At 45.6% G+C, this 9,987-nt stretch carries 14 protein-coding genes; 9 read left to right on the top strand and 5 right to left on the bottom strand.

All coding sequences use genetic code 11. The features are described 5' to 3' along the window. Positions 1-100 precede the first annotated feature (100 nt). Positions 101-391, top strand: a complete 291-nt coding sequence (locus QUA77_RS27840; protein ID WP_333453820.1) for a hypothetical protein — start codon at positions 101-103, stop codon at positions 389-391. A 163-nt stretch (positions 392-554) separates the two neighbouring features. Here the strand turns inward: QUA77_RS27840 and QUA77_RS27835 are convergent, their stop codons facing one another. Further along, a complete protein-coding gene (locus QUA77_RS27835; protein ID WP_333035518.1) occupies positions 555-1,487 on the bottom strand; it encodes a LysR family transcriptional regulator in 933 nt (310 codons plus the stop codon). Between the two features lie 261 nt (positions 1,488-1,748). On the opposite strand from QUA77_RS27835, the gene QUA77_RS27830 reads away from it, so the two are divergent. The 4 genes from QUA77_RS27830 (at position 1,749) to QUA77_RS27815 (ending at position 4,286) form a co-directional block, all read left to right on the top strand. Beyond that, a complete protein-coding gene (locus tag QUA77_RS27830) occupies positions 1,749-2,042 on the top strand; it encodes a hypothetical protein (RefSeq protein WP_333035520.1) in 294 nt (97 codons plus the stop codon). A gap of 91 nt (positions 2,043-2,133) precedes the next feature. Continuing rightward, entirely contained in the window at positions 2,134-2,397 is a 264-nt protein-coding gene (locus QUA77_RS27825) for a hypothetical protein (protein ID WP_333035521.1), read from the top strand. Between the two features lie 81 nt (positions 2,398-2,478). Next, entirely contained in the window at positions 2,479-3,543 is a 1,065-nt protein-coding gene (locus QUA77_RS27820) for a tetratricopeptide repeat protein (RefSeq protein WP_333035523.1), read from the top strand. Between the two features lie 233 nt (positions 3,544-3,776). Further along, positions 3,777-4,286: an N-acetyltransferase gene (locus QUA77_RS27815; protein ID WP_333453818.1), complete on the top strand. Its 510-nt coding sequence runs from the start codon at positions 3,777-3,779 to the stop codon at positions 4,284-4,286. Positions 4,287-4,422: 136 nt separating this feature from the next. Here QUA77_RS27815 and QUA77_RS27810 read toward each other — a convergent pair whose 3' ends face one another. Beyond that, positions 4,423-5,202: an ATP-binding cassette domain-containing protein gene (locus tag QUA77_RS27810; protein WP_333453817.1), complete on the bottom strand. Its 780-nt coding sequence runs from the start codon at positions 5,200-5,202 to the stop codon at positions 4,423-4,425. A 541-nt stretch (positions 5,203-5,743) separates the two neighbouring features. Here QUA77_RS27810 and ssuE point away from each other — a divergent pair. From ssuE to QUA77_RS27790, 4 genes are all read left to right on the top strand, one after another. Continuing rightward, positions 5,744-6,301: an NADPH-dependent FMN reductase gene (ssuE, locus tag QUA77_RS27805; RefSeq protein ID WP_333182102.1), complete on the top strand. Its 558-nt coding sequence runs from the start codon at positions 5,744-5,746 to the stop codon at positions 6,299-6,301. Between the two features lie 33 nt (positions 6,302-6,334). Further along, entirely contained in the window at positions 6,335-7,366 is a 1,032-nt protein-coding gene (locus QUA77_RS27800; protein WP_333453815.1) for a sulfonate ABC transporter substrate-binding protein, read from the top strand. 127 nt (positions 7,367-7,493) lie between these two features. Further along, on the top strand, positions 7,494-7,652 hold the full coding sequence (locus tag QUA77_RS27795) for a tyrosine-type recombinase/integrase (RefSeq protein WP_333453814.1): 159 nt from the start codon (positions 7,494-7,496) through the stop codon (positions 7,650-7,652). A gap of 66 nt (positions 7,653-7,718) precedes the next feature. Next, positions 7,719-7,946, top strand: coding sequence for an EF-hand domain-containing protein (locus QUA77_RS27790; RefSeq protein ID WP_172190219.1), 228 nt, complete (start codon positions 7,719-7,721; stop codon positions 7,944-7,946). Positions 7,947-8,226: 280 nt separating this feature from the next. Here the strand turns inward: QUA77_RS27790 and QUA77_RS27785 are convergent, their stop codons facing one another. The 3 genes from QUA77_RS27785 to QUA77_RS27775 form a co-directional block, all read right to left on the bottom strand. Beyond that, entirely contained in the window at positions 8,227-8,427 is a 201-nt protein-coding gene (locus QUA77_RS27785; RefSeq protein ID WP_333453812.1) for a hypothetical protein, read from the bottom strand. Next, positions 8,428-9,639: a chromate transporter gene (locus tag QUA77_RS27780; RefSeq protein WP_333453810.1), complete on the bottom strand. Its 1,212-nt coding sequence runs from the start codon at positions 9,637-9,639 to the stop codon at positions 8,428-8,430. 91 nt (positions 9,640-9,730) lie between these two features. Beyond that, complete coding sequence (locus QUA77_RS27775) at positions 9,731-9,901, bottom strand: hypothetical protein (protein ID WP_333453808.1); 171 nt, start codon at positions 9,899-9,901, stop codon at positions 9,731-9,733. Between the last annotated feature and the right edge of the window lie 86 nt (positions 9,902-9,987).

Below are 9,987 nucleotides of genomic sequence, written 5' to 3'. Positions count from 1 at the left end.
TTATGAGTTAGCTTTCAGATCTAAAATTCAAAACCTTTAATTATAACATAGATTTTTTTTGCAAGAGGTCTAATATAGCGGTAAATGGCGGATCACAGAGATGGAACTGTGGGATAGTGATTACTTGGACATGGAAGTTGAAGCATATATCGAGATTGAACCTACGGGTTCAGGAGAATTTCAATTCGGTTTAGTATCAGGTCAAATTGACGGCGAAGTCGTAAAAGATGGAAAGGATCAGCGATTTGAGTTTACATGGGACGGTAATGATGAGAACGATGCTGCATCTGGTAGCGGTTGGCTCAAATTAAAGGATAAAAACTCGGTAGATGGTCGAGTCAAATTCCACCAAGGCGATAGTTCTAGTCTTGTGGCTAAGCGCATGAAGTAGGCAATCAGCGATCGTACTATTTTATGCGATTTTTTTCAACTGCAGATGAACGCAGATGAACGCAGATACAATCTCATCCGCGTTCATCTGTGTTCATCTGCAGATATCTGCGGTAACAAAATCCCAATCTAACCAATAACCAATAACAACTGACTGAGGTTTCTCATGAAGGGTTAATAGGAAAATCCCCCTCACTATCAACCTCTGCGCCACTTTTAACTAAATCTAAGAACGCAAACACGGCCGGAATCAACAACCCATCCCTCAAAACAGCCACCCCAATTACCCTCTCAAAATCCGCAGGCAAACTGCAAACTTTCACCGAAGTAGGTATCGGTTCCGCAGCCAAACGGGGAAGAATTGCTGTACCCAAACCTTGCATCACCATACTGACAATCGTTGAATCTTCGCTGAGTTCGTAAGCGATATTTAAGGGAAACCCCGAAGTTGTCAAATATTTTCGCAGCGGTACAGAACAAGCATTTTCTACCGGCTGCAAAATCAACGGATAAGCCGCTAATTCTTTCCAGGTAATCTTAGCACTTGACACTTTGGCACTTGGCGGCAGCAATACAACATATTTATCCCGCAAAATTTCTCTAGTTTCAAATTCATCGGAAATTGGAAGAGAGACAAAACCGATGTCTGCTTTGCCCGATCGCAAAGCCTCTTCCACAGCTTGGGTATAATAAACTTCGGTAATGCTAACCGTAATTTTGGGAAAGCAACTGCGAAATTTAGCAATAATACCCGGTAGGATATGAGTTGCGACACTCCGAAAAGTAACTATCCGTACCTGGCCTCCCTGCAAACCTTTTTCTAAATCCGCTTCTTTGACCATCCTTTCTAAGGCGCAGGCTATTTGACGCCCGTGACTCACTACCCTTTCCCCCACTGGCGTCAGTTGAGCACCGTGTCGCCCCCGGTGGAACAATTGCACTCCCAATTCTGTTTCTAAAGAGGCGATGGCGTGGCTGACGGCGGATTGGGACAGTTCCAATTGCAAAGCCGCCTCGCTAAAGTTTTCACAGTCTGCTACAGCTATCAAAGCTTGAATCTGAGAGAGTTTCATCCGCCGCGTATTGATTTCGTTCATAGCGTTTGTGCCAGTAGTACCCACATTGTCACAAGGGCTTCGATATATCGATTTTATTCATACAACCTATGCAAGCAATGCTTTGATTGTCAATTGCCGCAGAGTTAAGGTTAATTTATCAGGTAACAGATAGACTTTTACAGGACTTGCACGACAACAATATTGTGGTGTAGTTGCGGTAAATTTATTGCAGCTTAAAGCTATTTTTTGTAATTTTCTGGGTGCAATTTTTGTGAAAATTATCACTTTAAGGTGTGGGCTATGTCTACTTACAACAGTCGGAGCAACCCCCGAATAATGATGTTTTTTTTGATGGCTGTTCGAGCTAAACCATCCGAAAAACAGAAAGGGCTATCTCTCTTTTCAGCTATAAAAAAAATTGGGCAGTTTTGGCTCTACCTCATTTCTAGTGAGGACGAACTGAGAATTTGGCAGACGTGCGATCGCTATGGTAACACTTGGTGGCACGGTTGCGATCGGGCGACTGGTCGTTCTACCTGCGTGGCGACGGATGATGAAATGCGCGCTTGGCTCGATCGGCGTTATTGCCAATAGTAGTGTGTGGGCGGCGTGGAAATGAAGAGAAATACAGCCCTCGATTAGCAATTACCCATTAGCAATTACCCATTACCAAGTAGGAGATGCTATGCTTCAAATATCTTCCGAATGTGCAGCGCCCGATCGCATTATTCTGATGGAAAACGAGGTATACAGATTGCCTCAAACTCATCGAGAAATTCAAGTTTTGTCAGGAATTGCTTGGATCACGCTTGACCAACAGGACATCATCTTGCAAAGTTCTGAAAAAGCATCGCTTCCACCCAGCAAAAACTTTGCTGTCATATCCGCTCTCAACAATATGCCGCTGATTATGGCAGTCTGGCAAGACAAAAACCCAGTCAGAACCTAGAGATTAAGAAAAAATGCGGCAGGAACACCCCAAAAAGCTCTATCTTAATAGTTATCACTTAGCTATTGGAGGACTCGATCGGTGGACTGCCGCTCTTATCACTTCAGCTATCTCGCAGCTATAAGTATTGTCTTATCGCCCGCACTCAGCTTGCTGGCAATTTCAGACGCTCGGGCTTATGGCCCAATTATAAATGCGAGGCGCGCCCAAGCGAGCGATCGCGCTCAGGCAACTGACCCCAAAACGCAAGCAGACGACCTCTTTGAAACAGGAGTAAAACAACATCGCGAGGGTTTGTTTCGAGAAGCAATCGAGACTTTTGAGCAAGTTTTGGCAATCCGCAAGCAACTAGGTGACAAACCGGGAACCGGAGAAACCCTCAATAAGATGGGGGAAGTTTACGCCGAAATGGGTTCGCAGCCCAAAGCTTTGGAAGTTTTGCAGCAAGCTTTAGTCATTCACCGAGAAATCGGCGAAGGGCCTCGTATCGCGCGCACTCTCAATCTCATCGGTTTCGTGAACCGGATTGGGGACAATTTTTCCGAAGCGATGAAACTGCACCAAGAAGCTTTGGAACTTGCCAAAACTACCGACGACAAAATTGAAATTGGAGAATCCCTCCACAACATCGCGGCCGTTTACGCAGAACAGGTCAATTACGCCAAGGCGATCGAATTTTACCAGCAAGCGCGGACGATTCGCACGGCATCGGGCGATCGGCGCGATTTAGGCCGTACCCTCAATAACATGGGCGGCGTCTACTACAACATCGGCGACTTTAATAGAGCGATGGAATTTTATCACCAAGCTTTAGCAATTCGCCGGGAAATCGGAGACCGGGCTGGCGTCGGCCGCCTCCTCAACAACATGGCACTTACCTCTCGCAAACTCGGCAAAGATACTCAAGCGCTGATCTATTTTCAGCAAGCAATACCGATGTTAGAATCTATCGGTGACAAGACAAGTATCGGACGCTTGCTCAACAATATGGGCGCAATTTATGAAAGTCTTGGTCAATATCCTCAAGCTCTAGAATCCTACGAGGGAGCTTTAAAAATTGCCCGCGAGGGCGGTGATAAAGCCGGAGAAACTACAGCGATGGAGGGCATTAAGCGATTGTCTTCCGGTCAGCTTGTACCGCAATAATGACAGTTAAGCGGTTCCGAATCGGGCGTGAAGATTGGAAGCGATCGACTTTGGCCACGATTTGGCATTCATCTGCAAGTCGTTGTATAATTGGTAGGCAAAAATATATAACTCGAAAAGAGGAAAAAGGCTTCAGGGGCGCTATAATTTGATTAATATCGCGATCGAAAGATAGAAACAGTTTCTGTAGTAATTTGTCTGCCAGGGCGGCCGCACAACCATTAATCTAAGCTATGGATATCCGTACCGAAAATCCAGAAGATGTAGAAGCTGTTCGCAACATTAATATTGCGGCATTCGGGCGAGAAAATGAGGCTAACTTAGTCGATCGATTGCGGGGAATTGCATCTACATTTTCCTTCGTTGCGGTACAATCCGATCGCGTTGTCGGACACATTTTATTCAGTCCGGTTGTCGTCGAAGGAAAATGTTCTAGGAATTTGTCGATTCTGGGGTTGGCGCCAGTCGCAGTTCTTCCCGAATATCAGCGCCAAGGTATAGGAACGCTGTTGATCCAGCACGGTTTAGAAGAGTGCAGGCGATCGGGATTTCAGGCAGTGGTTGTGCTTGGTCATCCAGATTTTTATCCGCGTTTTGGGTTCATTCCTGCTAGTAGAAAGAGCTTGGGATGTGAATACGATGTACCCGATGAGGCTTTTATGGTGTTGGAGTTAGAAAGTGGAGCTTTGCAGGATTGCAGCGGAACGGTGAAGTATCGATCGGAATTTAGTCTCTGCGAGTGATATCAAATCCGGGTGCATCGGATTGGCTGACGAATATCTCGCGAGTCAGAAAAATTATTAAACGAGCGCCCATACCTGAGTTACCTTGGTAGATCCGTTATCCGTATTTACTTATCTTTACATAGTTGGGTCTTTTTTACCTACCTATTGCAACTTTCTCTGGATCTTTGCTACTTTCTTTTTGACCCATAACGCGCTGCAAAATCGCCTCTACTTTCGCAGCAAATAGAGCATTTCCTCTCTGCCTCGGTCGCGGCATATCAATAGAACAGTCCATTGCAATCTGACCATTTTCTATTAAAATAACTCGGTCAGCTAGCACCACTGCTTCTTCTACGTCATGAGTGATCAGTAGCGCGGTAAATCCTTTTTCTTGCCATAAATTTTCTAACAATTGCTGCATCTCAATGCGAGTCAAAGCATCCAACGCGCCGAGGGGTTCATCAAGCAGCAGTAAATGAGGTTCGCAGGCAAGGGCTCTTGCTAAAGAAACTCTCTGCTTTTGACCGCCCGAGAGTACCGCCGGCCAATCGTTGGCGCGATCGCCAAGCCCTACCGCGTGAAGGACTTGCATCGCTTTGTAGTGCGTGTTTTCTTTGGCCGTGAGTAGCCCTAATTTCACATTTGCCACCACTTTTTGCCAAGGTAGTAGCCGTGCATCCTGAAACATCATTGTCACTTTAGAGTTAAGTTTGCGGGACGGCTTTCCATCTAGAAAGACAGTGCCTTGAGTGGGAACTTCTAGTCCGGCGATTAAGCGCAGTAAGGTACTTTTGCCACATCCGCTGCGACCTACAATTGCTACAAATTCTCCGGGATTTATTTCTATGTTGATATCCCGCAAAATTTTAATATTTCCAAATGACTTCTGGAGTCCTACTAATTCTAGACCTATTCCTGAGAGTGGTGATTCCATTCTAAAAAACCTCCATATCGCGATCTATGCCACAGGCTCAAAACCTTTTTCGCTGTCAAAGGTGGCTGTTGAGCAAGTGCCAATTCGTCTCCTACTCACCGGTGCTGGTGAATAGCAGATTAGCATTTCTAAATTTAATCTACTGTAAGTCAGTCAAATTATAGTAGATTCTGATTAAACAAGATTATTGCATAGGTATCTCCAAAAAGCAAGATAATTTTTCGCCCAACTTCTGCGGCTTTGATAAATAATTTTTAAGAACAAGCAAACCCCCTTGCTGTAAAGGTTCTGTTTTTGATTTCGGTGGGATTATGCTGTATTTGGGAGAAAAAATCTGACAGTTGATTCCCGCCGAGATTCGCGATCGCCCAAAATTTGTATAAGAGTTATCAAAATTTACATCTCAACTTACTTGCTTTTTAAAATTGACCGTGCTAGCTTACTATCTATAAAATACGGTAATTTTACGTAGTTATCGTAGTTATGAGTGATTCCGTAAATCGTTCATTTTTAAATGAGTCAAAAATAGGAGGACTATTAAATGCCTAATGTTGTTGCGATCGCAGGTAGCCCGTCTCATCCATCCCGCTCCTTTGCCGTGCTGGAATACGCCCGCCGTGCTGTCGAGAAAGAGGGACTGAGTACGGCCTCTGTCAACGTCCGCGATCTCCCGCCAGAGGTATTAATTTACGGGCAATTCGCGAACCCAGACTTAAAAGCAGTCAATGATTTAGTAGTAGAAGCCAAGGGCATAATCATCGCTACACCTGTTTACAAAGCAGCCTACACAGGCGTACTCAAAGCTTACTTAGATTTGCTCCCGCAGAAGAGTTTAGCTGGTAAAGTTATTCTCCCCATAGCCACCGGAGGTACGCTGGGTCACTTATTAGCAATTAACTACGCCCTCAAACCAGTGTTATCCGAGCTGGGCGCTAGTCATATCTTGGCTGGTGCCTATGTTTTAGACACGCAGATCCAAAGTTATGACGAAACAAGCGTACAACTAGAAGAGGAAACAGAACAAAGATTGCGATCGCAGTTGCAAGAGTTTGTTGGTGCCCTGCAAACTGGCAAACCCGAATTAGTTGGAAGTCTCTGATCGGAAAGTTACCAACAAACAATATTATTGTTTATGCTCAAAAGACTGATTTCATTCCTTGCTCAATTATGGCGATCGCACCTTTCCCTAGCAGCGCTATTTCTATTGGGAATCAGCTTAAATTGGGCGATCGCCTCCTGCAATACTCCCACCCCTACGGGATCTGCAAGCCCCGCCGCTTCCCCCGCAGCAGCTCAAGCTCAGGTAGTCCGCATCGGTCATCAGAAATTCGACCCCTTCACCCTAGTCAAAGCTAGAGGCGGTTTAGAGAAACGCTTGCAGCCTCTAGGTGTATCCGTTGAGTGGAAAGAATTTCAGTCAGGCCCCCCGATGCTGGAAGCACTAAACGTTGGCAGCATCGACATCGGGCGCACCGGGGACGCTCCTCCAGTCTTTGCCCAAGCTGCTAACGCACCTCTGCTTTACATTGGCGGTAGCGCCCCCAAAGACCGCAGTTCAGGTATTTTAGTTCCTGCTAATTCGGCAATTCAAACCCTGGCAGATTTGCGAGGTAAGAAAATAGCTTTTACAAAAGGTTCAAGTGCCAATTACCTGTTAGCAAAAGCACTGAAATCTGCAGGGATACAATGGGCTGATATTGAACCGGCAAACCTGACACCAGCCGATGCCAGAGCTGCCTTCCAACAAGGTAACGTAGATGCTTGGGTAATTTGGGACCCCTTTTATGCAGCAGCTCAAGCGCAAAAAGATGTTCGTGTTGTTAAAGATAGTAAAGGACTAGCAGCTAACCGAGATTTTTACTTAGCTAATAAGTCATTTGCTCAGCCGAATTTCAAAATCATTGAGGCAATTAGAGAAGAAACTCAAGCAGTAGCGACTTGGGCGGATGCGAATCCTGAAGAAGTAACCAAGATTCTCGCTCCCATTCTGAAAATTGATGCTTCTATCTTAGATGTAGTGACTCGACGGCGGAGTTATGGATTTGAACCGATCCAAGCTGATATGGTTGCCGAGCAACAGGAAATTGCCGATACTTTTTTTGAACTTGGCTTAATTCCCAAGCAACTCAAAGTTGAAGAAGTAATTTGGAAACCAGGTAATTAAAAATCCCCGCTTGTGGGTAAATGTTGGATAAAGCAAAACACCTGATATCTTCTACCTTCCAAATAGCGGTGGTGAAGACGATGCTGGGGAACCGCGCTGGGATTACAGGAAAGGTCAGCCCCATTGGTTGCGTCACGCCCACGCTTCGCATTCACTAGACAGGGGCGCGCCGATTCATTTGGTGCAGCAGACGTTAGGGCATGAATCGGTAGCGACTACTTCCAGGTATCTACAGGCACACGCCCAAACGACAGCAACAGCTTGTATCGGCCAGGGTAAAAGGTAACTTTCCTTGCATCTTTTTCAACATTATGGGATATTGAATTGAAAAAACTAATTCAAATAGAAACTTATGGCAACTGAGCAAGAGCTTCAATCTCTTTTTAATGCCTTGGATGGCGATCAAGATGGCAAAATATCGAGTAATGAGCTTTTTTTAAGTCCTGGGTTAAATGCAGTCATTTTAGCAGAAACAGGTACTAGCCCCGCGGAACTGCTAGCGACGTATCGAGATGAAGAGGGTAATATTACCTTTGAAGACTTGAAACAAGCTGTTAAGAAAGCAGGGAATTTAGAATAAGCGCGATCGCCCAGCCAGCAGCGATTGAAATAAAATCATTTATCCAAGTGGATGAGTGTCTTCCCCTGGTAATAGTTGCAGTAGTTATAGGGCAAAAAGCGATCGCTGACTACCAAGGATAAGAACTTGCTTCTTATCCTTTCATCTGGCAGGGATTTAAGCCCCAGTTGACATTAGAGTTATAATGTCGGCAGTCGAGAACCTTTTTTCTTTGAGCTACCTCCGAAAATCCCCTTGACAACTGGCTTTGAGCCTTAACTTGTCACCAATGGGTGACTGTTTACAAAACTTGCTGGCGCAATTGGGGAAAAACCTTTGCAACTTTGTTCAGGACATAATCGCCGTAAGTGCCGCGAAACTCGCGAACGCTGGCTTTATCCCAACGTTCGTTCTTGTTGTCACCGACGATCGCTCCCTTAACACTCATAGCTCGCCCTGTCTGTTGCGATCGAGTCTCAACTCCACTCAGGATTGATGCCATCTACACTGGATGCGTCAGCGGATAAATCACTAATCCAACGATCGCGGAGACTACAACGATAATAGGCTCTGGCAACTTTTTGCCAAATTTCCATAGCAGAGCCAGCGTCACCACAGCAATCAGAACGGTTGGAATATCTCGCAGAGATTGTCGTCCCAAAACCACAACGGCTCCAGCGATCGCGCCTGTTGCAGCAACCGTCACGCCGTTGACAAAGGCAGCAATTGCGGGCTTCTTGCCATGCTTCTTAAAGTAAGGGGCGGGAATAATCGTGAGTAGATAACAGGGGATAAACGTTCCCAACGCCGCCATACAAGCGCCAGGAAAACCAGCCACCAAAAAGCCAATAAACCCAGTTGTGATTACGACAGGACCTGGCGTAATCATCGCCACTGCTACTGCATCGAGGAACTGTTGAGCATCAAGCCACTGATAATGCTTAACCACTCCACCGTAGAGGAACGGAACGATCGCTAACCCACTGCCAAACACAAATGAACCCGCCATACCAAAAAAGGTGAAGATTTGCCAAAGCAAACCAGAAGAGGCAGATGGCACAGATGCAACTATTGGTATCAGAGGTAAGCCAATGAAACTATTGAGGTTCTTATTTTTGAACCAGTTTTTAGGTGGTGCTGCGATCCACCAGGTGAGAATTCCTCCTGCCAGGATGAGTTCGATTCGTTCCGATTGCGTGATGATGGTCGAGGCAGCATTGACCAGATAAATTGCCCAAAGTAACCAATCTTTGCCAATGGTCTTCTTCGTCAATTTGTAGGCGCTTTGAGCAATGATGCCAATGACGCAAGCTCCAACCCCGTAGAATACTGCCTGCATCCAACTCAGCCCCCCATAATTGGTGTAAGCCCATCCCAATGCCACAACCATCAAAAAGGAGGGCAAGACAAAGGCAATACCAACGAGGGTAGAACCAATAATGCCGTAATGGACATAGCCCATGTAGAACCCTAATTGGGCAGCCAGTGGACCAGGGGCAACCTGAGCTAAGGTTAATCCTTCTTGATAACTTGCCTCGGAAATCCACCTCCGATCTTCAACCAGGTCGCGGTGCATATAACCCACAAGGGCTATCGGTCCTCCAAATCCTAAGCTGCCTAATTTGAGGAAATACAGCGTCAGTTGCCAAAGTGAGTACGATGGTTTCGCGAGTTCTGATGAAGACGGTTCCTGTTTTTCTGCAGCATTAGTCATAGATTAAATCTCTACTCAATTCTCTAATTTGTTTGTTTCAGTTCACCAATTAATTTCTCAATGTCTTCAAGAATGACATCCCGTGCTGCCATCAAATTCTAGCTGGGAGGGCGCAGTCATCCCATCGATCGATCGCCACTTCAGGAGGAGCCAAATCACTCACATCGCAAACCAGGGACACAGCCCCAACTAATTCCTCACGACTCACCCGTCGAGGCAGGTGGGTGGATACATCTAATCCTGTAGCTTGCAAACCAAGCAAAACTGGACTTATTAGACCTCTTGCAAAAAAAATCTATGTTATAATTAAAGGTTTTGAATTTTAGATCTGAAAGCTAACTCATAATT

Source organism: Microcoleus sp. K5-D4, from assembly GCF_036704575.1.
Lineage (GTDB): Bacteria > Cyanobacteriota > Cyanobacteriia > Cyanobacteriales > Microcoleaceae > Microcoleus.
The sequence above is the reverse complement of the archived record's forward strand: the minus strand, read 5'-3'. Positions and strand labels throughout refer to the sequence as shown.

Coding starts and splice junctions, on each gene's coding strand:
- QUA77_RS27840 (WP_333453820.1), top strand. CDS start 101: ATGGAACTGTGGGATAGTGATTACTTGGACATGGAAGTTGAAGCATAT.
- QUA77_RS27790 (WP_172190219.1), top strand. CDS start 7,719: ATGGCAACTGAGCAAGAGCTTCAATCTCTTTTTAATGCCTTGGATGGC.
- ssuE (WP_333182102.1), top strand. CDS start 5,744: ATGCCTAATGTTGTTGCGATCGCAGGTAGCCCGTCTCATCCATCCCGC.
- QUA77_RS27825 (WP_333035521.1), top strand. CDS start 2,134: ATGCTTCAAATATCTTCCGAATGTGCAGCGCCCGATCGCATTATTCTG.
- QUA77_RS27815 (WP_333453818.1), top strand. CDS start 3,777: ATGGATATCCGTACCGAAAATCCAGAAGATGTAGAAGCTGTTCGCAAC.
- QUA77_RS27810 (WP_333453817.1), bottom strand. CDS start 5,202: ATGGAATCACCACTCTCAGGAATAGGTCTAGAATTAGTAGGACTCCAG.
- QUA77_RS27780 (WP_333453810.1), bottom strand. CDS start 9,639: ATGACTAATGCTGCAGAAAAACAGGAACCGTCTTCATCAGAACTCGCG.
- QUA77_RS27835 (WP_333035518.1), bottom strand. CDS start 1,487: ATGAACGAAATCAATACGCGGCGGATGAAACTCTCTCAGATTCAAGCT.
- QUA77_RS27830 (WP_333035520.1), top strand. CDS start 1,749: ATGTCTACTTACAACAGTCGGAGCAACCCCCGAATAATGATGTTTTTT.
- QUA77_RS27785 (WP_333453812.1), bottom strand. CDS start 8,427: ATGGCATCAATCCTGAGTGGAGTTGAGACTCGATCGCAACAGACAGGG.
- QUA77_RS27800 (WP_333453815.1), top strand. CDS start 6,335: ATGCTCAAAAGACTGATTTCATTCCTTGCTCAATTATGGCGATCGCAC.